Here is a 24773-nt window from a genome sequence, read left to right on the forward strand (position 1 = left end):
AAATTGCTTGTGTGACAAATATAGACATTGTCTGAATTATTGTATAAAATAGATTATGTTAGTAGAATAATTTCCAAATGTCCGATGGGAGGATGTATCATGAATATCCATGAGTATCAAGGGAAAGAAATATTAAGGCAGTACGGCGTTGCGGTTCCTAAAGGGAGTGTCGCGTTTTCACCAGAAGAAGCGGTAAAGGCAGCAAAAGAACTAGGTTCAAATGTAACAGTAGTAAAAGCACAAATCCATGCAGGTGGCCGCGGTAAAGCAGGGGGCGTAAAAATTGCGAAAAATTTAGATGAAGTTCGCTCTTACGCAAAAGAACTGCTAGGGAAAGTTTTAGTAACGCACCAAACAGGTCCAGACGGTAAAGAAGTAAAACGTCTTTATATAGAGGAAGGTTCGGACATTAAAAAAGAGTACTATTTAAGTTTAGTATTAGACCGTGCAACTTCTAGAGTAGTAATGATGGGTTCTGAAGAGGGCGGTATGGATATTGAGGAAGTAGCAGAGTCAAATCCAGAAAAAATCTTTAAAGAAATAATCGATCCAGTAACAGGCTTGAATGCCTTCCAAGCACGCCGTATGGCATTCAATATGAATATTCCGGCGAAGTTAGTAAATAAAGCAGTAGGATTAATGCTTGGTATTTACAAAGCATTTATCGATAAAGATGCATCGACAGTAGAGATCAACCCGCTAGTTGTAACTGGTGATGACCAGGTAGTGGCGCTTGATGCAAAATTCAATTTTGATGCAAATGCACTGTACCGTCATAAAGATATCGTAGAATTACGTGACTTTGATGAGGAAGATGCAAAGGAAATTGAAGCCTCAAAATATGACTTAAGCTATATTTCTTTAGATGGCAACATTGGCTGTATGGTAAATGGTGCAGGTCTTGCTATGGCTACGATGGATACAATTAGCTATTACGGCGGTTCACCCGCAAACTTCCTTGATGTTGGGGGCGGTGCAACAGCTGAAAAAGTAACAGAAGCATTTAAAATTATTTTATCAGACAAAAATGTAAAAGGTATTTTTGTAAACATTTTCGGTGGAATTATGAAGTGCGATATCATTGCAGAAGGTGTTATTACAGCTGCAAAAGAAGTAGGCTTAAAAGTTCCGTTAGTTGTACGTTTGGAAGGAACGAACGTAGAACTTGGTAAAAAATTATTAAATGAATCTGGTTTAAATATTGTAGCCGCTGACTCTATGGCTGATGGCGCACAAAAAATCGTGAAATTAGTTGAATCTGAAGGCGGGGTTAAGGCATGAGCGTATTCATTAATAAAGACACAAAAGTAATCGTACAAGGAATTACAGGGGAAACAGCCCTTTTCCATACGAAACAAATGTTGGAATACGGAACAAAAATCGTTGCTGGGGTAACACCTGGTAAAGGCGGACTAGAAATTGAAGGTGTTCCTGTATTTAATACTGTACAGGAGGCAGTAGATGCTACTGGTGCTAACGTATCAGTTATTTATGTACCGGCACCGTTTGCAGCAGATGCAATTATTGAAGCAGTTGACGCTGATTTAGATATGACTATTTGTATAACAGAGCATATTCCTGTCCTTGATATGGTAAAAGTAAAGCGCTATATGGAAGGCAGAAAAACACGTTTAGTAGGTCCAAACTGCCCTGGTGTTATTACAGCAGATGAATGCAAGATTGGTATTATGCCAGGTTATATTCATACAAAAGGACATGTTGGCGTTGTATCTAGATCTGGAACACTAACATATGAAGCTGTACATCAATTATCTCAAGCGGGTATTGGTCAAACAACAGCAGTAGGAATCGGTGGAGACCCAGTAAATGGTACAAACTTTATCGATTGCCTAAAAGCGTTCAATGAAGACCCTGAAACATATGCAGTAGTAATGATAGGGGAAATCGGCGGTACAGCGGAGGAAGAAGCTGCAGAGTGGATACAGGCTAACATGACAAAACCGGTTGTAGGCTTTATCGGTGGTCAAACAGCTCCTCCAGGTAAACGTATGGGTCACGCTGGTGCTATCATTTCTGGAGGTAAAGGAACAGCTGCAGAGAAAATCAAAGCGATGAACGCAGCGGGTATTGAAGTTGCCCCAACACCTTCTGTTATTGGAGAAACACTAATTAAAGTAATTAAAGAAAAAGGTCTATACGAAGTTTGTAAAACACATTAATATAAAAGATGTAGCGGTCGCCTCGCTACATCTTTTTCGTATGTCTACCTCACTATTTATAAAAGCGGTCATTTTAATTTCTTCTATTATAAAAGGAGTGTTGAAATGATGAATCACTTAAATGAACAATTATTGAAACTACACTATATCCTCCCTCTATCATGGCAAAAATTCCAAAATTTGATGACTATTTTAGATGATTTCGACAAATTATTACATGTTTCACCAAAAAATTTAGCGTTGCATTTAAAAATTAAAGAAGAAAAAGCCATACAGCTTCTACGTCATTTTAAAGAACTATTGCCAAAATCAATGACAAGTTATTATGAGCAAGAAAATATTCACGCCATCCCCTATACAAGTCAATTTTATCCGGAACGATTGAAACAACTATACGATGCGCCAGCAGTGCTTTATGCAAAAGGGGATATACAATTATTAAATAAATTAAAAATGATTGCGGTCATTGGTTCCAGAGGAGCAACTAGCTATAGTGAGGAAGTATTGAAAATGTTGATTCCTCCACTAATCGATGAGCAATTTACCATAGTCAGCGGTCTTGCTAAAGGAGCAGACCGACTTGCACATGAGGCAACAATTGGTTATGGTGGAAAGACAATCGGTGTATTGGGACATGGGTTGTTCCATAATTATCCGAAGGAAAATATAGAATTAAGCAAGCATATGGCAAGCGAACATTTATTAGTAACAGAATACCCTCCTTATGTAGGCGTGCAAAAATGGCATTTTCCCGCACGCAACCGAATTATTAGCGGTCTAAGTGAAGCGCTTATCGTTACAGAAGCTGCACTTAAAAGCGGTACTTTAATTACTACAGAGCTTGCACTTGAACAAGGAAAAGAAGTGTTTGCGGTGCCTGGAAATATATTCAGTGAGCAGTCGCGAGGTACAAATAAATTAATAAAAGAAGGGGCAATTCCGGTATGGAATGGCTTTCAAATCCTTCAGGAATTACAAATGTTTTCAAAATATCGTTGAAAAAAAGTTGCATTATTAGCCAATCTGTTATACATTTTGCAACAGGAAAAGCTTTGAAAAACATTGACAAATTCATATGATTGAATTTAAGAAAATAACAATACCTCTATAAGGAGGAAAACAGATGGCAGATTATTTAGTAATTGTTGAATCACCTGCAAAGGCAAAAACAATTGAACGCTACTTAGGAAAAAAATATAAAGTAAAAGCTTCAATTGGACATGTACGTGATTTACCACGTAGTCAAATGGGAATTGATACCGAAAATAATTATGAACCAAAATATATTACGATTCGAGGAAAAGGTCCGGTACTCCAGGATTTGAAATCGGCAGCAAAAAAAGTGAAAAAGATTTATCTCGCAGCCGATCCAGACCGTGAAGGGGAAGCAATTGCCTGGCATTTAGCAACAGCATTGAATGTTGATATTCAATCAGATTGCCGTGTCGTATTTAATGAAATCACGAAAGAAGCCATATTAGAAAGCTTCAAACACCCACGTCCGATTAATATGGATCTAGTGGATGCACAACAAGCACGTCGTATTCTAGACCGTCTAGTAGGTTATAATATTAGTCCGATTCTATGGAAAAAAGTGAAAAAAGGCTTGTCTGCAGGTCGTGTGCAATCGGTTTCATTGCGTCTAATCATCGATCGGGAAAATGAAATTAAAAGCTTTATACCAGAAGAATATTGGTCTATTGATGCGAGCTTCGAGAAAAGTAAAAAGCAATTTGATGCTTTCTACTACGGAGACGGCAAAGAAAAAATTAAACTAACAAATGAAGCCCAGGTTAAGGATGTTTTAAAACGTGTAAAAGGCTCTGACTTCGAAGTTATGAATGTTGTAAAGAAAGAGCGTAAGCGTAATGCATCACCTGCTTTCACTACATCCTCACTACAACAAGAAGCCGCGCGTAAATTAAACTTCCGTGCGAAAAAAACAATGATGCTTGCCCAACAGCTTTATGAAGGTATTGAGCTAAGCAAAAAAGAAGGCGCAGTCGGCTTAATTACGTATATGCGTACAGACTCAACCCGAATTTCGGAAACTGCAAAATCGGAAGCTATATCGTATATCGAAACAAAGTACGGCAAAGACTTCATCGCGTTAGAGCAAAAACAAGCGAAATCAAAAGCGAATGCACAAGATGCCCATGAAGCGATTCGACCAACGAGTGCGATGCGTACGCCAGATGAGTTGAAAACGATTTTAAGCCGTGACCAGCTGCGTCTGTACCGTTTAATTTGGGAACGCTTTATCGCTAGTCAAATGGCGCCTGCTGTCCTGGATACGGTAACAGTAGACCTTCAGAATAACGATGTATTATTCCGTGCAAATGGTTCTCAAGTAAAGTTTGCGGGATTCATGAAACTTTATATCGAAGGTACAGATGATCAAACAGAAGAAACGAACAAACTCCTGCCAGAAATGAAGGTTGGCGATAAAGTTAAGTCACTTGAAATCGAGCCAAAGCAACATTTCACACAACCACCACCACGCTATTCGGAGGCGCGTCTTGTGAAATCGTTAGAGGAGCTAGGTATAGGTCGACCATCAACATATGCACCGACATTGGATACCATTCAAAAACGAGGTTATGTTCAACTGGATGCAAAGCGTTTCGTACCTACAGAGCTTGGCGAAATTGTCCACCAGGCAACATTGGAGTTTTTCCCGGAAATCATTAATATCGAATTTACTGCACAAATGGAACAGAATCTGGATGAAATCGAAGAAGGCATTACAAAATGGGTAAATGTAATCGATGAATTCTATAAAGATTTTGAACCACGTGTTAAACATGCTGATGAAGTGATGGAAAAAATCGAAATAAAAGATGAGCCTGCAGGGGAAGACTGTGAAAAATGCGGTAATCCAATGGTATTTAAACTTGGACGTTACGGGAAATTTATGGCTTGTTCCAACTTCCCTGATTGCCGTAACACAAAAGCGATAGTCAAACCGATCGATGTAAAATGTCCAACATGTGACGATGGTGAAATTGTTGAGCGTAAATCCAAAACGAAGCGGATTTTCTACGGTTGCAATCGCTATCCGGATTGTGATTTTGTTTCATGGGATAAGCCAATTAGTAGACCTTGTCCGAAATGTAGTTCATTATTAGTAGAGAAGAAATTGAAAAAAGGTGTTCAAATTCAATGTACAAACAGTGAATGTGATTATGAAGAAACACCATCACAATAAAATGAAGAGGTAACAAAAAATGACACAACAAATAGTAAATGTAATTGGTGCTGGTTTAGCCGGTTCTGAAGCAGCTTGGCAAATTGCAAAGCGTGGCGTGAACGTACGTTTATATGAAATGCGCCCTGTAAAGCAAACTCCTGCACATCACACTGATAAATTCGCTGAACTTGTATGTTCAAACTCTTTACGTGCAAATGGCTTAACAAACGCTGTTGGTGTAATCAAAGAAGAAATGCGCAAATTGGATTCTGTTATTATTGCAGCAGCGGACAATAGCTCAGTACCTGCCGGTGGAGCCTTGGCTGTAGACCGTCATGAGTTTGCGGGGCATGTAACAGATAAAGTGAAAAACCATCCGTTAATTGAGGTTATTAATGAAGAAGTAACTGAAATCCCTGAAGGAATTACTGTTATTGCGACAGGACCATTAACATCCGAAGCATTAGCGAAACAAATTCAAGGGCTGACTGGGGAAGAGTATTTATACTTTTATGATGCAGCTGCCCCTATTATTGAAAAAGATTCAATCGACATGGACAAAGTATACTTAAAATCACGCTACGACAAAGGTGAAGCGGCATATTTGAATTGTCCAATGACGAAAGAAGAGTTCAACGCATTCCGTGAAGCATTAATTACTGCAGAATGTGCACCACTAAAGGAATTCGAAAAAGAAAAGTATTTCGAAGGCTGCATGCCAATTGAAGTAATGGCTGCCCGTGGTGAAAAAACGATGACATTCGGTCCAATGAAGCCAGTAGGTTTAGAGGATCCTAAAACAAATAAACGTCCATATGCGGTTGTTCAATTGCGTCAAGATGATGCAGCAGGAACACTTTATAATCTGGTAGGTTTCCAAACGCATTTAAAATGGCCTGAACAAAAGCGTGTCTTCTCAATGATTCCAGGTTTAGAGAATTTGGAAATTGTAAGATACGGGGTTATGCACCGTAATACATTTATTAACTCACCGAAAGTGTTAACGCAGACGTATCAATTAAAAGCGCGTCCAAATCTATTCTTTGCTGGTCAAATGACTGGAGTAGAAGGTTATGTGGAATCTGCAGGCAGTGGGTTAATAGCGGGAATCAACGCCGCTCGCATGGCGCTAGGTCAAGAGTTGCTGTACTTCCCGCACGAAACAGCGTTAGGTGCGATGGCTCGTTACATTACACATACAGACGCGAAAAACTTCCAGCCGATGAACGTTAACTTCGGGATTTTCCCAGAACTTGGCGAACGCATTAAATCAAAGCCGGAGCGTGCAGAGCGACATGCAAATCGCGCATTGGAATCAATTCAGAATTTTATTAATACTCAAGTAATTTAATTGCGAAAAGCCCTTAAAGACTGATATACTTTAAGGGCTTTTACATTTATACAATAATTTCCGTGAAATAATGGATAAAATAGAAAAAATATCGTGATAATTATTAGATTAGCTGAATAAATACAAGAAAAACGAATAATTCTAGCATATTTTACTTGAAAAGTTATCATGATAGGTATAGTGTCAATATGTATGTTTTTTTAGGAAATATTAAGTGTCCATACACATCATTTTTCTTTTGTATGAAATGGGGGTATACAGGATGGATGTATCATTGCAAAATCATTTAGAACAATTTATTCGATATGTACAGTTGGAAAAGAACTTTTCTCTACATACCGTTCGAGAATATCAATCTGATTTACATGAATTTTTTGCGTTTTTACATTCTGAAGGTGTACAAAAAATTACAGAAGTTGAATATATCCATGCACGTTTGTATGTAACAAAGCTTTATGATGAACAAAAAGCAAGAACTTCTATCTCAAGGAAAATCTCATCTATCCGTTCTTTTTTTCGGTTTTTAAATCGAGAACTGAATATTGATGATGCTCCGTTTCGTTCACTTTATCATCCGAAAAAGGAAGAGCGATTACCGAGCTTTTTTTATGAGGAAGAATTGAAACAACTATTCGAAAAAAATGAAGGCAATGAGCCAATCCAAATTCGCAATATTGCATTGTTGGAGATTCTATATGCTACCGGCATGCGTGTAAGTGAATGTGTAAGTTTAGAAATTGCAGACATCGATTTTCATTACAGTATTGTCCGTGTCATGGGAAAAGGGCGTAAAGAGCGAATTATCCCGTTTGGACAGTATGCGCATGAGGCACTTACTCGTTATATAGAGCAGGTCCGTCCATCTTTAATGAAAAAAGAAAACCATCAAAAAGTCTTTGTCAATATGCGAGGTGGCGAACTTACTACCCGCGGTGTGCGTTATATATTAAGTGAGATGATCGATAATGCAAGTATGCACACTAAAATTTATCCACATATGCTGCGCCACACCTTTGCTACGCATCTATTGAATAATGGAGCGGATATGCGTACAGTTCAGGAATTACTAGGGCACGCGAATTTATCTTCAACTCAGATTTATACTCATGTAACGAAAGAAGCTTTAAGAAAGACATATATGAAAAGTCATCCGAGAGCATAAGTTAAGGGGGAAATGAAATATGGGTCAAATTCATGCGACAACGATATTCGCCGTTCATCATAAAGGTGAATGTGCAATGGCCGGGGATGGTCAAGTAACACTAGGAAATGCTGTTGTAATGAAGCATACGGCGCGAAAGGTCAGACGTCTGTTTAATGGGAAAGTGTTAGCGGGGTTTGCAGGTTCTGTTGCAGATGCATTTACATTATTTGAAATGTTTGAGGCAAAGCTCAATGAATATAATGGCAATCTACAAAGGGCTGCAGTCGAAGTAGCGAAACAATGGCGTGGAGATAAAATGCTGCGACAGCTAGAGGCTATGCTACTCGTTATGGATAAATCAACATTACTGCTTGTATCAGGCACAGGTGAAGTAATTGAACCGGATGATGGTATTTTAGCAATCGGTTCAGGTGGGAATTACGCATTATCCGCTGGTCGTGCATTAAAGAAACATGCTGCAGATCATTTGACGGCAAAGGAAATCGCAGAGGCTGCATTAACGACTGCTGCGGATATTTGTGTGTTTACAAACCATAATATAATCGTGGAGGTATTATAATGACTTCGATCAATTTAACACCAAGACAGATTACGGAACATTTGAACCGACATATTGTTGGTCAGGAAACTGCCAAGCGTGCTGTTGCGATTGCATTGCGCAACCGTTATCGCCGCTCACTGCTAAGTGAAGAGCTAAAAACTGAAGTAATTCCAAAAAATATATTAATGATTGGACCTACTGGTGTAGGGAAAACAGAAATTGCACGTAGAATCGCTAAACTAACGAATGCTCCCTTTATTAAAGTGGAGGCAACGAAGTTTACGGAAGTTGGATATGTGGGTCGCGATGTCGAATCAATGGTACGTGACCTAGTGGAAGCGTCCCGCCGCCTCGTGAAAGACGAGATGGTTGAAGCGGTTAAGGAACAAGCTGAGCGTAATGCGAATGACGTATTAATAAAACTATTAGTCCCTTCAAAAGTAAAAGAAAAGCTTACGCAAAATCCATTTGAAATGCTGTTTGGTCAAAAAGATACTGCCCAAGAAGATACAGCTCAGCAGGAAGAGCCGGAAATTCGTACGCGACGTGCGCAAATTGCTCAGGATTTAAAAGACGGAAAATTAGAAGAACAGTGGGTTACGATTGAAGTAACGGAAAGTGCACCATCACTTTTTGATGCAATGCCCGGGATGAATATGGATAATGCGAATGGTATGCAAGATATGCTGTCTAATTTAATGCCGAAAAAAACAAAAAAACGCAAAGTCCAAGTAAAGGATGCGCGACGCATTTTAGTTCAGGAAGAAGCCAATAAACTAATCGATACAGATGCTTTATCCAGTGAAGCAATTCACCGTGCGGAACAGTCAGGTATTATTTTTATTGATGAAATTGACAAAATTGCGAGTAAAGGTTCTTCATCTGCAGAAGTATCCCGTGAAGGGGTGCAACGAGACATATTACCGATTGTAGAGGGTTCAACCGTAAATACGAAATATGGAACTGTTAGAACCGATTATATGCTTTTTATCGCAGCAGGTGCTTTCCATATATCTAAGCCGAGTGATTTAATCCCGGAACTGCAAGGGCGATTCCCGATTCGCGTAGAACTTGAAAAATTAACGAAAGATGATTTTGTACGCATTTTACAGGAGCCTGATCAATCGTTAATTTTACAATATAAAGCGTTACTTGAAACAGAAGGCGTTACTCTTGAATTTACAAAAGAAGCAATTGAACGTATTGCAGAAATTGCTACAGAAGTAAATCAGGAAACTGATAATATTGGTGCCCGCCGACTTCACACAATTTTGGAACGTTTACTTGAAGAGCTATCTTATGAGGCTTCTGAAATTGCACCGGCACATATCGACATTACCCCGAATTATGTCGATCAAAAATTGTCGAATATAGTAAAAAATAAAGATTTATCGCAATTTATTCTGTAATAATAAGTTGAATTAGTATCTTTAAATTGTAAAAACCTTTAGAATATTAAGTGAATTAAACAAGTCCTGTAGGAGGAAATAGAAATGAATTTATTAACAAAAACACGAAAAATCAACTCAATGTTACAAGCATCCGCTGGGAAACCAGTTAACTTTAAAGAAATGGCCAACACTTTAGGTGATATAATCGAAAGTAACGTATTTATCGTAAGCCGAAAAGGAAAACTGTTGGGTATTTCAATTCACCAGCAAATCGAGAATGAGCGTATGAAAAAAATGTTTGAAGTACGCCAATTCCCAGAAGCATATACACAGAACCTATTCAATATTACTGAAACATCTCCTAACTTGGATGTTAACAATGAACATACAGCATTCCCGATTGAAAACAAAGATCTGTTTTCAAACGGTTTAACTACTATCGTTCCTATTATTGGTGGCGGTGATCGTTTAGGAACGTTAATTTTAGCTCGCATAAGTGATCAATTTGAAGATGATGATTTAATACTTGCTGAATATGGTGCGACAGTAGTTGGTATGGAAATCTTACGTGAAAAGTCGGAAGAGATTGAAGAGGAAGCGCGTTCGAAAGCTGTTGTTCAAATGGCGATAAACTCGTTATCTTATTCGGAACTTGAAGCGATTGAGCATATTTTTGAAGAGCTAGACGGCAATGAAGGTTTGCTGGTAGCTTCTAAAATTGCTGACCGTGTAGGAATTACTCGCTCGGTTATCGTTAACGCGTTACGTAAACTTGAATCCGCGGGTGTTATTGAATCACGCTCGTTAGGGATGAAGGGAACATATATTAAAGTTTTAAACGATAAATTCCTAACAGCTTTAGCTGAAATCAAAATGAAATAAAAAATTTACAGACATAATGAGGTTTTCCTTATTGTGTCTGTTTTTTATTTTCAGGAAATAATTTTAAAGGATTTAAATGGTTAATTATGTAAAATTAATGATAGTTATGAAACGGTTTTGAAAATCAAATAAATATTATTTATACCTAGAATGGATTAAAAATAATGTGACAAATGCTTTGTTACAATATTATGAATTGTTATAATAAACCCCGACTTTTACAGTGTTTTAGTGTATGATATGTTAGGTTAAATTTAAATGAAGCACTAAATACTCATCTTTATTGAAGTGCATTATATACTAAAAATTAGTAACTTTATATTATAATAATAAAATGTTAGGTGCAAAAGGATTAAGTTACTAAGTAATATTACAAAATTCTTGATTTAAATACTAATTTAGTAAAAATAAAAATACGAAAAATGGTTAAATAAGCCTATCTAATAGGGTCTAAAGTCAATAGACACTAAGAATTATTATAATTACAATTGTATTATTAAGTTTTCAGGAACAATATTTAGCAAACAATGAATGAGGTGAGCAATTTGGATTTATTTGGTGGTACTATACGCAGTCTTGAAAACGGACTTTCGTATGCTACGTTAAAAAATAAAGCAATTTCCCAAAATATTGCGAATGTTGATACACCGAACTATAAAACAAAAGAAGTAAGCTTTAGAGATGTTTTCAATGATGTGAAAAAAGATTCAATTCCGGCCTATCGTACAGATGCTAGACATTACGATTTTAAAATTGAAGTAGGCGGCAGTGGCGTATACTCAAATAATTTTCGTAGTAGACCAAATGGTAATGCAGTGAATATGGATGCCGAACAAGCGAAATTGGCTGAAAATACCATTTACTACAATGCGCTGGTCGACCGAATTGGCAGTAAATTCTCAACGTTAAACAACGTTGTCAAAGGAGGGAGATAGTCATGTCGATTTTTCATAGTATGAATTCGACAGCCTCTGCCTTAACGACACAACGTTTACGCATGGATGTTATTTCTTCAAATATTGCAAATGTTGATACAACTAGGGCAAAACAAGTGAACGGAGAATGGGAGCCATACCGTAAGAAATCAGTTACTTTAAAAGAACAGGAAGGTCAATTTTCTAGTTTTCTTAATACTGCGATGGGCAAAACGGTGAAAAGCGGTGCAGGTAATGGAGTGAAAGTTTCCTCTATTAAAGATGATACAGAGACTCCGTTTAAGCTAGTTTATGATCCTGCTCATCCTGATGCGAATGATGACGGCTATGTACAAATGTCGAATGTTGACTTATTAAAAGAGATGGTTGATCTGATTTCGGCGAGCAGATCATATGAAGCGAATATTACTGCTTTTAATGCAAACAAAAACATGTTAACAAAAGCTCTAGAAATTGGGAAAGGATGATTATTAAATGGCAATTAATCCAATAACATTTATGTCTCCCGCACAATCTGTGAATGAATTAAATGTTCAGAATCAAATAACACCTGCAAATGCACAGCAACAATTTGCTAATACTTTAAAAGAAGCGATTGCTAGTGTAAATGAACATCAAAAAACATCAGATACAATGACACAAAAATTAATCAATGGTGGAGATGTTGATTTATTTGAAGTGATGGTTGCAGCGCAAAAAGCAAGTGTTACTTTAAACACAACAATTGAAGTTCGTAATAAAGCTGTGGAAGCTTATCAAGAAATTATGCGTATGAGTGTGTAATGATTTGAATAACGAATAATAAATTGTTGGGCATTCACTATTAGCGGAGGATTCATAATGAATGAACGACTTACTAAAATTAAAAGCGACTCCACTGGTTTCTGGCAAAGTCGCACGAAAAATCAAAAAGGTGCGATAATTGGAGCTCTAGTGGGCGTTATTGTAATTGCAGCTACAATTACATATTTTTCGACACGTACGACAATGGCGCAGTTATTTCCGGAAATGTCTCAGGCTGAGGTAGGGAGAATAACGGAAGTACTTGCTTCACAAGGTGTGAAATATGAAATAACAAATGGTGGTACTACAATAATGGTGCCGGAAAATAAAGTGCAGGACCTACAAGTATCGTTAGCGGCGCAAGGATATCCTGACTCTGGTGAAATTGATACTTCGTTTTTTACATCGAATGCCGGGTTTGGTATGACGGACAACGAATTTAATGTTATAAAACAAGCTACAATTGAAACTGATTTAGCAAATTTAGTCCGTAAATTCGAAGGTGTTAAAGATGCGAGTGTCATGATTAGTTTACCGGAAGAAGGCGTATTTCTTAAGGATGCAAAAGGTGAGGCACAAGCAGCGATTGTATTAAATACAGCTCCGGGACATAAATTTTCGGATGATCAAATTAAAGGGTTATTTAATTTGATTTCTATGAGTATTCCGAACTTACCAAAAGAAAATATTACGATAATGAATCAGTATTCCGAGTACTATGATCTTGCTTCTGCAGAAAGTGGCGGTAACGGGATCAGTACGGTTACTGGACAGATGGAAGTGAAGAAGACGATTGAACGCGATTTACAGCGACAAGTTCAGCAAATGCTTGGTACGTTAATCGGACCGGAGAATGTCGTAGTAAATGTATCGGCAGATATTGACTTTAAAAAAGAAAATCGTGAAGAAAATTTAGTACAACCTGTTGATGAAGAAAATATGACGGGTATAGAAATAAGTGCCCAGCGTATTACGGAAACATATTCAGGTGGGGCTGGACCCGGTGCAGAGGGTTCCACAGAAGCTGGAGGCGTTACGGATAACTTTGTTGATTATGCTGAAGGTGCGACAGGTGATGGTGATTATGAGCGTGTAGAGGAAACGATTAATAACGATGTCAATCGTATACGTCGCGAAATTCAGGAAAGCCCATATAAAATCCGTAATCTAGGCATTCAAGTAATGGTAGAGCCACCTAACGCGGTGGATGAATTTGATCAAGGTGTCCGTACAGATATCGAGCAGATTTTGTCGACAATTGTACGTACTTCAATTGATCAAGAAGCTGCTGGTAATTTAACAGATGAAGAGATTGCTAATCGTATAGTTGTATCTGTACAGCAATTTCAAGGTAACAATTCATCCGACGGACAGCCGGAATCAGTTATTCCTTGGTGGGTATGGGTAATTGGCGGAATTTTACTAGTAGCAATAGTCTTACTCATAATTTATGTCATTCGTGTACGTAGACGTAAACAAGAAGAAGAAGAGTTGGAAATAATAGAACAGCAACAACAATTAATTGCAGTAGAAGATATTTCTGAAGAAAAAGAAACTGAAGCGACTGTACGCCGTAAGCAATTAGAAAAAATGGCGAAAGAAAAGCCAGAAGATTTTGCGAAGCTATTGCGTAGTTGGATTGCTGAAGACTAATAGGAGGTTCAGCTGTGTCCAAGAAAGATAAAGACTTGTCAGGAAAGCAAAAGGCTGCTTTACTGCTAATTTCTCTAGGACCGGAAGTCTCGGCTTCTGTATATAAGCATTTAAGTGAAGAGGAAATTGAACGCCTCACACTAGAAATTTCAAGTGTAAAAAAAGTAGAATCGAATGTTAAGGAAGAGATAATAGAAGAATTTCATCATATTGCACTTGCGCAAGATTATATTACGCAAGGTGGTATTGGGTATGCAAAGACCGTTCTTGAAAAAGCATTGGGTGCTGAACAAGCGCAGGCTATTTTAAATCGACTTACTTCTTCGTTACAAGTAAGACCGTTTGATTTTGCTAGAAAGGCAGACCCATCACAGATTTTTAATTTTATTCAAAATGAACACCCTCAAACAATTGCGCTTATTCTTTCTTACTTGGAACCAGGTCAAGCAGGAGTTATTCTTTCTTCGTTGCCACAGGAAGTACAGGCAGATATTGCAAAGCGAATTGCCATTATGGAATCTACTTCACCAGAAGTAATTAGTGAAATTGAATCCGTATTGGAACGTAAATTATCATCGACAGTTACACAGGATTACACAGAAACAGGTGGCGTCGATGCAGTGGTAGAAGTATTGAATGGTGTAGATCGTCAAACAGAAAAGACAATTCTCGATGCGCTTGAAATTCAAGATCCAGAACTTGCGGAAGAAATTAAGAAACGCATGTTTGTGTTCGAGGATATCGTTACACTGGACAACCGTTCAATTCAACGTGTTATCCGAGACTGTGAAAACGAAGATTTACTATTATCGATGAAAGTTTCTTCAGATGAAGTAAAGGAAATTCTTTTCCGCAATATGTCGCAACGTATGGCTGAGACATTCCGTGAAGAAATGGATATTATGGGGCCAGTACGTCTGCGTGATGTAGAAGAAGCACAATCCCGCATCGTTGCAGTAATACGCCGCTTAGAAGATGCAGGGGAAATTATCATTGCACGTGGTGGAGGAGATGACGTAATTGTCTAGAATCATCCGTTCAACAAATGCACAAAAAGCAGAAGAAGCGTCTACTGTAGAGATTAAACTTCAAAACTTCTTCGAGCCTATTCATTATGCGAAAACGGAAGAAGAACAAATGGACGATACACCTCAATTAACGATTGAAGACATTCAACGTGAACGTCAACAAATGTTACAGGAGACATCAAATGAAATAGAGCAGCAAAAACTTCAATTCGAGCAATATCGTAATGAACAGCTCGCTACAATTGATGCGCTAAAGCAAGCATGGGAAGAAGAAAAATCATTACATCAACTAGAAGCGTATGATGCCGGATTTGCCCAAGGGTACGAAGATGGTATTCAAAAGGCAAATGCCAATATGCAACAGCAATTGCAAATAGCCAATAATACAATGCATGATGCACAAAAAAATGCTGCCGCCTATCTTGAATCACAGGAAACGGTATTACTGGAACTAGCTTTAACGGCTACAGAGCGTATTATTAATGCGCAGCTGGACCGGGATGATCAACTTTTTGTTTCGATAATTGAACGTGGATTAAAAGAGGCGCGTGAAATGAAAGAAATAAAATTATATGTGTCGCCTGAATACCATGCGCTCATTACAGAGCATCATAATGAATTGGCTGAAATGTTTCCTGCAAATGTACCCTTTATGATTTTTGTCAATGAAGATTTAGAGTCTACTGAAAGTTATATAGAAACGAATCATGGACGGATTGTCGTATCGATAGATGACCAATTGCAAGAGCTTCGTCGACAATTATATGAACTAATCGAAAGTAAGGAATGATACGGATGAAAGCGGCTCAATTAGTTGAACAGATTCCTAATTTAAATACATTTAAAAAATATGGAAGAGTTACACGGGTTGTAGGCTTGATGATTGAGTCGCAAGGTCCGGAGAGTTCGATCGGGGACGTATGTAAAATCCATGTTCAAACATCAAAAAACGGTAATCAAGTTTTGCTGGCTGAAGTGGTGGGCTTTAAAGATGAAATCGTCATTTTAATGCCGTATTCATCTTTAAAGGAAATATCAATTGGCTGTCTCGTAGAAGGAACCGGAACACCGTTAGAAGTGAAGGTAGGCCCGGAATTAATCGGAAAAGTATTAGATGCGATGGGAAATCCGTTTGATGGACAAGCGTTACCAAGAGGTTTAACAACTGTACAAACCGAACAGGATCCCCCAAATCCATTAAGTCGTCCTCCGATAAATGAACAGTTGGAAGTTGGGGTAAAGGCTATAGATGGTATGCTTACTGTAGGAAGCGGTCAACGTGTCGGTATATTTGCCGGCTCAGGGGTCGGGAAAAGTACATTGCTCGGTATGATTGCGCGTAATACAGAGGCAGATATTAATGTAATTGCACTTGTTGGTGAGCGTGGACGGGAGGTTCGGGAATTTATTGAACGTGATTTAGGTCCTGAGGGGTTAAAGCGTTCTGTCGTAGTAGCAGCTACAAGTGATCAGCCGGCACTTATGCGAATAAAAGCAGCATTTACAGCAACAGCTATTGCAGAATATTTCCGGGATCGTGGAAAAAACGTTATGTTGATGATGGATTCTGTGACCCGTGTAGCGATGGCCCAACGTGAAATTGGACTGGCTATTGGTGAACCACCTGCAACTAGAGGATATACTCCATCTGTATTTGCAATTTTGCCGACATTATTGGAGCGTTCCGGTACGAATGTGAACGGGACAATTACCGCATTTTATACGGTGCTAGTAGACGGTGATGATATGAATGAACCGATTGCCGATGCAGTACGAGGAATATTGGATGGACATATCGTATTGGATAGGAATCTTGCAAATAAAGGACAGTATCCTGCGATTAATGTGTTAAAGAGTGTAAGCCGATTGATGAATCATATCGCTGATCCGGAACATGTAAGTGCGGCAAGCCGATTGCGGGAATTGTATTACGCATATTCGAAATCGGAGGACTTAATCAATATAGGTGCTTATAAACGTGGTACATCAAAAGAAATTGACGAAGCTATTTTATATGAACCGCTTATTACCGCGTTTCTAAAGCAAGGGTATAAAGATAAAGTTTCAATCGATCAAACTGTAAATGAAATTATCGCGTTATCGAATGGTGGTGCACGTTAAATATGAATTACAATTATCGTTTTGAAAAAATCCTTATTGTAAAAGATCAGGAAAAAACAGAATCTGAACTTGCCTTTAAAGAATCAGTTCATGTATTTGAGGAAATTGCGACAAAGCTATATGGACTATTGAAGAAAAAGGAAGATTTAATTATCTATCAGCAGGAGCGCTTAAAAGAAGGCTCTTCCATAGATGAAATTAACCATTATTCTAAATTCATCGATAGTATGGAAAAAACAATTGAAGATGCCCAGCAAAAAGTAGTACAGGCGCGGGCCAAAATGAATTGGCATGAGGAAAAATTATTAGAAAAAAACTTGGAAGTACGTAAATACGAAAAAATGCGTGAAAACGATTTTGAAAGATTTAAAGAGGATCAGTTACGCATTGAAGCAATGCAACTAGATGAGCTTTCAACGATTGCGTTTTTCAAGAAAGAAATTAGGTGATTCCGTGGCAAAAAGAAATAAAAATAAAATGGAACAACAGGTGGAAGAAAATGAAGTAGAATCTCAACCCGGTTTTTTCAAAAAGTTTTTTTATTTGTTTTTAATTCCATTTATGTTCCTTATTGCAATTTTATTAATTATTACATCTGTGACGGAATATAACGTTTTTAAAATGGCGGATGGTGTCGTTGAGAAAATTCCATTTATTAGCTCTGATGAAGGTGAAGGCGTAATAGAAAACAGTTTATTGAATGAACAAAAAGTGGTAGAACTGCAAGCGGAAATTCAGGAAAAAGAAGCTCAGATTTCGCAACTGCAATCACAAATCGATTCATCTGCAATAGAAAAGGAAGAGCTGTTGGTTGAGCAGGAACGTCTACTGTTTGAAATTGAAAAACTAAAACGCAATCAGGAAGAGACGCAAAAGGAATTTAAAGAGATCCTATCAACTTTTGAAAAAATGTCGGCTAAAACAGCAGCTCCGATACTGGTTCAAATGAGCGATACAGAAAGTTTACGTATAATGTCGAGCATGAAACCCGATACATTATCTGCAATTTTTACGAAAATGTCTCCTGCAGATGCGGCTCGTTATACTGAGTTATTATCTCAACAATAAGTTACTTTGAAGGGAGGTGGAACAAATGAATATCTCATTGTTGCAAAATATAAAAACAAAAGCACCTAAGGAACTTTCCCAATCTTCTGTTGATGTGAAGTCATCAAAACCTAAAGGTGAAGCTTTTGGAAGTGTGTTTAAGTCAATTGTGACAACGTCAGAACAATCAGCCAAACAAACTGCTACACCAAAACAATCATTAACTGAAGATGTAACAACAACTTTAGAGAAAGATTCGTTGGAAAATTTACTTTTGGATTTGGGCGTTGAGATGGATGAATCAGGGCTTTTTGCTTTCATTGGTGAAGAACGCATGCCGGTTGCGGTTAATGAATTGTTGACTATAGACAACTTAACTGATCTTTTAGGTATGACCGAAGAGCAGCTTTTACAAACGCTTCAACGGTTAATGGGTGAGTCACAACAGGAGATAACGGATATTTGGTCGATAATTGAGCAGGCTCCGCAAATTCTAAATGAAGTATTAAAAGCATTGCAAAGTATTCAACAAGGTGAACCGAGTGCTGTTCAATCGGAAGAGCTTCAACAAGTCATTCAGTTATTAAAGTTAACAGAGTTGGCAGGGAGTAAATTAGATACGGTGTATAGGCAAGAAGATCAATTAGCCAAGCTTAAAGAAGCACTACTAGCTTTGGCAAATGAAGCGAGAACATTAAATAATTCAGAGGTAAGTACAACGAGGACACCTTTCGTACAAGTTGTTCAACAAATAACACAGCAAGCATCCCAACAAAATCAGCAAAGTCAACAAACAACAGTAAAAGTTGACTCGGAAAATCAGTCTGCTGTCCCGTTACAGCACCAGGCTATTCAAACGAAAACAGTGACGATTACATTGCCTGCAGAAAAACCGGCACAGTCAGAAGCATTAATTAAAGAGATCCAAAATTTAATCAATCGCAGTCAACTTTCTGGTCAGCAAGGGAATATGAAGCTATTTTTAAAACTTTTCCCAGAAAACTTGGGTCAGATACGTATTGAAATAGTACAGAAAGATGGTGTACTAACCGCACGATTATTGGCAACGACACCAATCGGTAAAGAGTTATTGGAGAATAACATTAATCAATTAAAGGCCGGATTTGTCGCACAAAACATCCAAATGGATAGAATAGATGTTGCGCAATCATTACAGGATGCGGATCGTAATACACGTGATCAAAGTTTCTTCAATAACTTCTTCGGAAAACAAAAAGAGGAAGAATTAGAGGAAAAAGAAGATAACTCTGAAGAAGAAACTATTTCGTTTAAAGATTTATTAAGTGAGGAGGAATAGTAAATGGCAAATTCAATTTCAAATGACTATTATTTACCTGCAAATAATCCTAATTTCAAAGTAACAGATAAGCAAGATAACGGAGCTCTAGGAAAAGATGCATTTTTAAAAATATTAATTACTCAGCTTCAAAACCAGGACCCAACAAGCCCGATGGATGATAAAGAATTTATATCCCAAATGGCTCAATTCTCGTCATTGGAACAAATGCAAAATATGACAAAAGCGATGGAGAATTTACTCGCATCTCAAGAGCAAACACAGATGATGAATTACTCAACCTTCGTCGGAAAAGATGTAAAATGGCATGAGCTTACAGATAAAGTAGATGCAGATAATAAGCCAATTTATAACGAAGGTACAGGAAGTATTAAAGAATTGAAATTCGTTAAGGGAGAAGCAGTATTTGTCCTCACAGATGGGAAAGAAATAAAACCAGGTAATATTTCATCTATTTTAGGCAGTGATAACTCGACACAACCGGCAATCCCAGCTGGAAACCCATTAGCAGAAGCGAGTCAGCTGATTGGACAAAAAGTTCAATATACGAGTGGGGACCAAATAATTGAAGCCATTATTGAAGCAATTAAAACGAATAACGTAAATATCGAGTATATTTTAAATGATGGAACTCGTTTAACAAAAGAACAATTTACTGTCAGTAAACAAAATCCCGAATCAGCGGCAGAGTAAGAGGGGGATTTGATGAATCGAGTAAATATACAACATATACCTTATCATCCACCTATACAGCCAGCTGTGAAACAAAAAGCTGAACAAGTTTCAAAACAGTCATTTATTGATCACTTGAAACAAGTAACGGTAGAAGAACTTAAAATGAGTAAGCATGCATCGGAACGTCTGAAAGAACGCAATATTTCAATTTCAGCGAAAGAATGGCAGCAAATTACTGAAAAGGTTTCTGAGGCGAAAGATAAAGGTGTGAAACAGCCATTAGTTCTTTTGGAACAGGCGGCTTTAATAGTAAGTGCAAAAAATGCAACAGTCATTACGGCATTGGACCGTAAAGAAGCTAAACAACAAATATTTACAAATATTGATGGAACAATTCTATTATAGGCTGGACCTTCAGAAGTAAGGAAGCCTACAGTTGTTGACTGATTGATACAACTGAACAAAAATATAAAAGTGAAAATTGAAGGGAGAACGACATCTTATGATACGTTCAATGTATTCAGGAATTTCAGGCTTAAAAAACTTTCAAACGAAATTAGATGTTATTGGTAATAATATCGCGAACGTAAATACTTACGGGTTTAAGAAAGAGCGTACGGTATTTAAGGATTTAATTTCACAAACACAAGCAGGAGCATCGGGACCCTCTATATCAGTTGGTGGTGTGAATGCGAAGCAAGTAGGTTTAGGTTCGCAATTGGCTGCGATTGATACAATTCATAATCCAGGATCGATGCAAACTACGGGACGTATTTTAGACTTGGGTATTGCTGGAGATGGATTTTTTATGGTAGCAGAAGCAGTAGGGACAAATGATACCGGAAAAGAAGCATTTAGTAACTTAAAGTATACTCGAGCAGGGAATTTTTATATGGATAAAAATGGATATTTGGTAAATGGAGACGGTTACTATGTAGTAGGTGCTTCAGCAGCTAATGGAAATGCAGAAGCAACAAATGATGATTATCCATCATACGAAGATTTAGTAGCAGGAACTTCGTATAATATTGTGGACCCTACCGGTGAGGGGGGAGATATTATGGAAATTGATGAAACTACAGGTACTGTTAACCTTACAGTTGGAGGTGCAAGTGGAGGAGAGGCGCTTCCCATCCATATTCCTACATCAGCACAAAGTATGAGTATTTCTGAAGATGGTACAGTATCATTTGTGGATTCAGAGGGAGTTTTACGTTGGGCAGGTCAAATTGTTACAGCTAAGTTCGCTAATGCTTCAGGGTTAGAGAAGACTGGATCTAACTATTTCCAAGTTACAGCCAACTCTGGGAACCCCCTAGTAAGTATTCCTTCAGCAGAAGGTTTAGGAAAAGTGAACTCTGGCTTCATGGAAATGTCCAACGTTGACCTTTCAGAAGAATTTACTGAAATGATCGTTGCGCAGCGTGGTTTCCAGGCGAACTCTCGTATTATTACAACTTCAGATGAGATTTTACAAGAGTTAGTTAACTTAAAACGATAGTCTAAAAATATATCATATATTCATTGTAAAGGAGGGTCGGGCCGGCTCTTCACTAGGACCGGCCCTATTTCAATGATCGAAGTCACTCGTCTGAACGGTAAAGCATTTACTTTAAACGCTCTATACATAGAAACAGTCGAAGCTTTCCCAGATACGCAAATTACGCTGACGACTGGGCGTAGATTCATTGTTTTAGAAACTGAAGAACAGGTGCGACAAAAGGTAAAAGCTTTTTATCAAACTATACAAGTTTTATCAAACCCGCATCTAAGAGGTGAAAAAGATGAAGAACAATAAATTAATAACGATAATGCTCATTATTTTAGTGACTATTACACTATTAGGTATTATTGTAGTGGTATTAATAACTCAGCTTGATAAAGAAAAATCAAGTGGTCCGTCAATCGATGAAATTGTTGAGTCGTCAGTCGATATACCGGAAATTACGACAAATTTAGCTGATGGAAGTTTTGTTCGAATAACTTTAAAAATTCAGGCTTCAGATAAAAAAGCCGGGGAAGAATTATTGAAACGTGATTTCCAAGTTAAAAACATCGTTATTCAGGAACTTTCAGAAATGGAAGAAGAGGCTTTGGAGGGTAAACAAGGTAAAATAGCTTTCCAGAATGCGATAAAATCGCAAGTAAACGAGTTAATGCAAGTTGGGGAGATTACACAAGTATACATTACTTCATATGTTCTTCAATAAGTGAATATTATAATTTTATATCTTGAAATGGAGGTGGGCAAATGGCAGGAGATATAATGTCCCAATCCGAAATTGATGCGCTTTTGTCAGCGATTTCAACAGGAGAAATGTCGGCAGCGGACATGAAAAAAGAAGACGAAACACGGAAAGTTAAAGTGTATGACTTTAAACGTGCATTACGCTTCTCTAAAGACCAAATCCGAAGTTTGACCCGTATACATGAAAATTTTGCGCGACTGTTAACAACCTTCTTTTCCGCTCAGTTAAGAAGCTATGTACAAATAACAGTTGCATCTGTTGACCAAATTCCATTTGAAGAATTTGTTCGTTCTATACCGAATATGACATTAATTAATGTATTTGAGGTTCCCCCATTGGATGGCAATATTCTAATGGAGATTAACCCGAATATTGCCTATTCAATGTTGGATCGATTAATGGGCGGAACGGGTGCAAGTCATAGCAATGTTGACAATTTAACCGAAATAGAAACGAAAATTATGACGAATCTATTCGAACGTTCATTTGATAATTTACGGGAGGCATGGGAAAATATTGCTGAAATAGACCCGATGCTTGTAGAATTAGAAGTTAACCCACAGTTTTTACAAATGATTTCACCAAATGAAACAGTTGTTGTCATTTCATTGAATACTATTATTGGTGAAACAACAGGGATGATTAATATTTGTATACCACATGTCGTATTGGAGCCAATTGTACCGAATTTATCTGTACGTTACTGGATGCAGACTAATACGAAGGAGATTTCTCCTGAACAAACAAAGATGCTTGAAACACGAGTGAAACAAGCAAAATTGCCTATTATTGCCGAATTAGGTACGACAGATATTACAATTGAAGATTTCTTGGGGATGACGATAGGCGATGTCATTCCGCTAAATCAAAAAATTGATCATCCGTTGACGTTAAAAGTAGGGGATTTACCTAAATTCACCGTACAGCCAGGAAAATTAAATAAAAAAATGGCTGTTCAAATTATCGAACCTTTGAAAGGAGGAGACGAAGATGAGTGATGAAATGCTCTCCCAAGAAGAAATTGAGGCCCTATTAAGAGGCGAGACACTGGATGATGTCTCTGCCAATTTTGAACCTCAAAAAGAAGAAGTAAAAGTTGAGGATTACTTAACTCCAATAGAAATTGATGCATTAGGTGAAGTAGGAAATATATCGTTCGGAAGTTCTGCTACTGCTTTATCTGCATTATTAGGACAAAAAGTCGATATTACAACGCCAAGTATCACAATGATCAATCGTAATCGTTTAGAAGAAGAATTCCCAAATCCGTATGTTGCTGTGCAGGTAGAATATACTGTTGGTCTATCAGGCATGAATTTACTTGTTATAAAACAATCAGATGCTGCAATTATAGCGGACTTAATGCTTGGTGGGGATGGTTTAAACCCGAAACCTCAGTTAAATGAAATACAATTAAGTGCAGTACAGGAAGCGATGAATCAAATGATGGGTTCTGCTGCTACATCGATGTCAACTGTATTTAATCAAAAGGTGGATATCTCACCACCGTCTATTGATTTAATGAATCTTTCCCAAAATGAAGGTACAGATAATATACCGCCGGACGATTTATTAGTGAAAATTTCATTTAGATTGCGCATTGGGGAATTAATAGATTCAAATTTAATGCAATTACTGCCTTTAAAGTTTAGTAAAAAAATAGTAAAGTCATTATTGGGAGAAACTGAAGAGCCTATTGTTGCAACTACAGCCGTTCCGCCTGCGCCGGTATCACAAACAGCACCTCAACAAACGATGCAACAGGAACAAAATGTACAGCAACAGCAAGTTCAACAGCCGATGCATGAGCAACCGGTCCAACAGCCAATGTATCAGCAACCAATGTATGAACAACCGGCACAACAGCCAAATCAGCAACCAATGTACGAGCAACCGGTTCAACAGCCAATGTATCAACAACCAGTTTATTCTGCACCACCTGCAAATGTTCAGCAAGCTCAATTTGCCAGCTTCGAATCTGCAAATATAACACAGACAGAAGCACGCAATTTAAATATGCTACTTGACATTCCATTGCAAGTAACAGTGGAGCTCGGACGTACAAAGCGTTCAGTAAAAGAAATATTGGAGCTTTCCAGTGGTTCTGTAATTGAACTTGATAAGCTTGCAGGTGAACCTGTTGATATTTTAGTTAACAGCCGGTTAATCGCAAAAGGTGAAGTAGTAGTAATTGATGAGAACTTCGGTGTTCGAATCACAGATATTTTAAGTCAAGCGGATCGCTTGAACAATCTAAGATAGTT

Annotated in this window: 26 protein-coding genes; all 26 read left to right on the plus strand. The window is 37.8% G+C overall.

Annotated elements, in window-relative coordinates:
• Positions 1–99: 99 nt before the first annotated feature.
• Entirely contained in the window at positions 100–1281 is a 1182-nt protein-coding gene (gene sucC, locus NYE67_RS04910; RefSeq protein WP_191698424.1) for an ADP-forming succinate--CoA ligase subunit beta, read from the plus strand.
• Positions 1278–2180, plus strand: coding sequence for a succinate--CoA ligase subunit alpha (gene sucD, locus NYE67_RS04915; protein WP_340727210.1), 903 nt, complete (start codon positions 1278–1280; stop codon positions 2178–2180). The genes sucC and sucD overlap by 4 nt, the downstream gene beginning before the upstream one ends.
• 105 nt (positions 2181–2285) lie before the next feature.
• Positions 2286–3179 (plus strand): DNA-processing protein DprA, encoded by an 894-nt coding sequence (gene dprA, locus NYE67_RS04920; RefSeq protein WP_340727211.1) that lies wholly within the window; start codon positions 2286–2288, stop codon positions 3177–3179.
• Between the two features lie 124 nt (positions 3180–3303).
• Positions 3304–5388 (plus strand): type I DNA topoisomerase, encoded by a 2085-nt coding sequence (gene topA, locus NYE67_RS04925; RefSeq protein ID WP_340727212.1) that lies wholly within the window; start codon positions 3304–3306, stop codon positions 5386–5388.
• Between the two features lie 19 nt (positions 5389–5407).
• Positions 5408–6721: an FADH(2)-oxidizing methylenetetrahydrofolate--tRNA-(uracil(54)-C(5))-methyltransferase TrmFO gene (gene trmFO / locus NYE67_RS04930; protein ID WP_191698420.1), complete on the plus strand. Its 1314-nt coding sequence runs from the start codon at positions 5408–5410 to the stop codon at positions 6719–6721.
• 262 nt (positions 6722–6983) lie between these two features.
• Positions 6984–7883, plus strand: a complete 900-nt coding sequence (xerC, locus tag NYE67_RS04935) for a tyrosine recombinase XerC (protein ID WP_191698419.1) — start codon at positions 6984–6986, stop codon at positions 7881–7883.
• Between the two features lie 19 nt (positions 7884–7902).
• Positions 7903–8445 carry an ATP-dependent protease subunit HslV gene (hslV, locus tag NYE67_RS04940; RefSeq protein ID WP_191698418.1) on the plus strand — a complete coding sequence of 181 codons (543 nt, stop codon included), beginning with the start codon at positions 7903–7905 and terminating at the stop codon, positions 8443–8445.
• Positions 8445–9836, plus strand: a complete 1392-nt coding sequence (hslU, locus tag NYE67_RS04945) for an ATP-dependent protease ATPase subunit HslU (protein WP_339215489.1) — start codon at positions 8445–8447, stop codon at positions 9834–9836. The genes hslV and hslU overlap by 1 nt, the downstream gene beginning before the upstream one ends.
• Before the next feature lie 84 nt (positions 9837–9920).
• Positions 9921–10700, plus strand: coding sequence for a GTP-sensing pleiotropic transcriptional regulator CodY (gene codY / locus NYE67_RS04950; protein ID WP_340727214.1), 780 nt, complete (start codon positions 9921–9923; stop codon positions 10698–10700).
• 545 nt (positions 10701–11245) lie between these two features.
• Positions 11246–11635 carry a flagellar basal body rod protein FlgB gene (gene flgB, locus NYE67_RS04955; protein WP_340729353.1) on the plus strand — a complete coding sequence of 130 codons (390 nt, stop codon included), beginning with the start codon at positions 11246–11248 and terminating at the stop codon, positions 11633–11635.
• A gap of 2 nt (positions 11636–11637) precedes the next feature.
• Positions 11638–12102 (plus strand): flagellar basal body rod protein FlgC, encoded by a 465-nt coding sequence (flgC, locus tag NYE67_RS04960; protein WP_340729354.1) that lies wholly within the window; start codon positions 11638–11640, stop codon positions 12100–12102.
• Between the two features lie 7 nt (positions 12103–12109).
• Positions 12110–12418, plus strand: a complete 309-nt coding sequence (gene fliE / locus NYE67_RS04965) for a flagellar hook-basal body complex protein FliE (protein ID WP_191698413.1) — start codon at positions 12110–12112, stop codon at positions 12416–12418.
• Positions 12419–12475: 57 nt separating this feature from the next.
• Entirely contained in the window at positions 12476–14071 is a 1596-nt protein-coding gene (fliF, locus tag NYE67_RS04970; RefSeq protein WP_340729355.1) for a flagellar basal-body MS-ring/collar protein FliF, read from the plus strand.
• 14 nt (positions 14072–14085) lie between these two features.
• Positions 14086–15099, plus strand: coding sequence for a flagellar motor switch protein FliG (gene fliG, locus NYE67_RS04975; protein ID WP_340727217.1), 1014 nt, complete (start codon positions 14086–14088; stop codon positions 15097–15099).
• Positions 15092–15889 carry a FliH/SctL family protein gene (locus NYE67_RS04980; protein WP_340727218.1) on the plus strand — a complete coding sequence of 266 codons (798 nt, stop codon included), beginning with the start codon at positions 15092–15094 and terminating at the stop codon, positions 15887–15889. Before fliG ends, NYE67_RS04980 begins: the two co-directional genes overlap by 8 nt.
• 5 nt (positions 15890–15894) lie before the next feature.
• On the plus strand, positions 15895–17220 hold the full coding sequence (gene fliI, locus NYE67_RS04985) for a flagellar protein export ATPase FliI (RefSeq protein WP_340727219.1): 1326 nt from the start codon (positions 15895–15897) through the stop codon (positions 17218–17220).
• 2 nt (positions 17221–17222) lie between these two features.
• Positions 17223–17669 carry a flagellar export protein FliJ gene (gene fliJ / locus NYE67_RS04990; protein ID WP_340727220.1) on the plus strand — a complete coding sequence of 149 codons (447 nt, stop codon included), beginning with the start codon at positions 17223–17225 and terminating at the stop codon, positions 17667–17669.
• Positions 17626–18288 (plus strand): MotE family protein, encoded by a 663-nt coding sequence (locus NYE67_RS04995; protein ID WP_340729356.1) that lies wholly within the window; start codon positions 17626–17628, stop codon positions 18286–18288. Before fliJ ends, NYE67_RS04995 begins: the two co-directional genes overlap by 44 nt.
• 25 nt (positions 18289–18313) lie before the next feature.
• The gene (locus NYE67_RS05000) at positions 18314–19585 is read left to right on the plus strand and encodes a flagellar hook-length control protein FliK (protein ID WP_340729357.1); all 1272 of its coding nucleotides are present in this window, start codon (positions 18314–18316) and stop codon (positions 19583–19585) included.
• 3 nt (positions 19586–19588) lie between these two features.
• Positions 19589–20278 (plus strand): flagellar hook assembly protein FlgD, encoded by a 690-nt coding sequence (gene flgD / locus NYE67_RS05005; RefSeq protein ID WP_340729358.1) that lies wholly within the window; start codon positions 19589–19591, stop codon positions 20276–20278.
• A 12-nt stretch (positions 20279–20290) separates the two neighbouring features.
• Entirely contained in the window at positions 20291–20665 is a 375-nt protein-coding gene (locus NYE67_RS05010; RefSeq protein ID WP_340729359.1) for a TIGR02530 family flagellar biosynthesis protein, read from the plus strand.
• Positions 20666–20762: 97 nt separating this feature from the next.
• Entirely contained in the window at positions 20763–21761 is a 999-nt protein-coding gene (locus NYE67_RS05015) for a flagellar hook-basal body complex protein (RefSeq protein ID WP_340729360.1), read from the plus strand.
• 72 nt (positions 21762–21833) lie between these two features.
• On the plus strand, positions 21834–22058 hold the full coding sequence (locus NYE67_RS05020) for a flagellar FlbD family protein (protein WP_340727226.1): 225 nt from the start codon (positions 21834–21836) through the stop codon (positions 22056–22058).
• Positions 22045–22470 carry a flagellar basal body-associated protein FliL gene (fliL, locus tag NYE67_RS05025; RefSeq protein ID WP_340727227.1) on the plus strand — a complete coding sequence of 142 codons (426 nt, stop codon included), beginning with the start codon at positions 22045–22047 and terminating at the stop codon, positions 22468–22470. Before NYE67_RS05020 ends, fliL begins: the two co-directional genes overlap by 14 nt.
• A gap of 41 nt (positions 22471–22511) precedes the next feature.
• Positions 22512–23507: a flagellar motor switch protein FliM gene (fliM, locus tag NYE67_RS05030; RefSeq protein WP_340727228.1), complete on the plus strand. Its 996-nt coding sequence runs from the start codon at positions 22512–22514 to the stop codon at positions 23505–23507.
• A complete protein-coding gene (gene fliY / locus NYE67_RS05035; RefSeq protein ID WP_340729361.1) occupies positions 23500–24771 on the plus strand; it encodes a flagellar motor switch phosphatase FliY in 1272 nt (423 codons plus the stop codon). Before fliM ends, fliY begins: the two co-directional genes overlap by 8 nt.
• Positions 24772–24773 lie beyond the last annotated feature (2 nt).

The organism is Solibacillus sp. FSL W8-0474 (assembly GCF_038004065.1).
GTDB classification, from domain to species: Bacteria; Bacillota; Bacilli; order Bacillales_A; family Planococcaceae; genus Solibacillus; species Solibacillus faecavium.

Bases quoted from the DNA above. Each gene is read 5' to 3' on its own strand.
- codY (WP_340727214.1), top strand. From the start codon at position 9,921: ATGAATTTATTAACAAAAACACGAAAAATCAACTCAATGTTACAAGCA.
- sucD (WP_340727210.1), top strand. From the start codon at position 1,278: ATGAGCGTATTCATTAATAAAGACACAAAAGTAATCGTACAAGGAATT.
- fliI (WP_340727219.1), top strand. From the start codon at position 15,895: ATGAAAGCGGCTCAATTAGTTGAACAGATTCCTAATTTAAATACATTT.
- NYE67_RS05000 (WP_340729357.1), top strand. From the start codon at position 18,314: ATGAATATCTCATTGTTGCAAAATATAAAAACAAAAGCACCTAAGGAA.
- NYE67_RS05010 (WP_340729359.1), top strand. From the start codon at position 20,291: ATGAATCGAGTAAATATACAACATATACCTTATCATCCACCTATACAG.
- fliJ (WP_340727220.1), top strand. From the start codon at position 17,223: ATGAATTACAATTATCGTTTTGAAAAAATCCTTATTGTAAAAGATCAG.
- flgD (WP_340729358.1), top strand. From the start codon at position 19,589: ATGGCAAATTCAATTTCAAATGACTATTATTTACCTGCAAATAATCCT.
- flgC (WP_340729354.1), top strand. From the start codon at position 11,638: ATGTCGATTTTTCATAGTATGAATTCGACAGCCTCTGCCTTAACGACA.
- NYE67_RS05015 (WP_340729360.1), top strand. From the start codon at position 20,763: ATGATACGTTCAATGTATTCAGGAATTTCAGGCTTAAAAAACTTTCAA.
- hslV (WP_191698418.1), top strand. From the start codon at position 7,903: ATGGGTCAAATTCATGCGACAACGATATTCGCCGTTCATCATAAAGGT.
- fliM (WP_340727228.1), top strand. From the start codon at position 22,512: ATGGCAGGAGATATAATGTCCCAATCCGAAATTGATGCGCTTTTGTCA.
- fliF (WP_340729355.1), top strand. From the start codon at position 12,476: ATGAATGAACGACTTACTAAAATTAAAAGCGACTCCACTGGTTTCTGG.
- topA (WP_340727212.1), top strand. From the start codon at position 3,304: ATGGCAGATTATTTAGTAATTGTTGAATCACCTGCAAAGGCAAAAACA.
- hslU (WP_339215489.1), top strand. From the start codon at position 8,445: ATGACTTCGATCAATTTAACACCAAGACAGATTACGGAACATTTGAAC.
- fliE (WP_191698413.1), top strand. From the start codon at position 12,110: ATGGCAATTAATCCAATAACATTTATGTCTCCCGCACAATCTGTGAAT.
- fliY (WP_340729361.1), top strand. From the start codon at position 23,500: ATGAGTGATGAAATGCTCTCCCAAGAAGAAATTGAGGCCCTATTAAGA.
- NYE67_RS04995 (WP_340729356.1), top strand. From the start codon at position 17,626: ATGAGCTTTCAACGATTGCGTTTTTCAAGAAAGAAATTAGGTGATTCC.
- xerC (WP_191698419.1), top strand. From the start codon at position 6,984: ATGGATGTATCATTGCAAAATCATTTAGAACAATTTATTCGATATGTA.
- trmFO (WP_191698420.1), top strand. From the start codon at position 5,408: ATGACACAACAAATAGTAAATGTAATTGGTGCTGGTTTAGCCGGTTCT.
- sucC (WP_191698424.1), top strand. From the start codon at position 100: ATGAATATCCATGAGTATCAAGGGAAAGAAATATTAAGGCAGTACGGC.
- fliL (WP_340727227.1), top strand. From the start codon at position 22,045: ATGAAGAACAATAAATTAATAACGATAATGCTCATTATTTTAGTGACT.
- NYE67_RS05020 (WP_340727226.1), top strand. From the start codon at position 21,834: ATGATCGAAGTCACTCGTCTGAACGGTAAAGCATTTACTTTAAACGCT.
- dprA (WP_340727211.1), top strand. From the start codon at position 2,286: ATGATGAATCACTTAAATGAACAATTATTGAAACTACACTATATCCTC.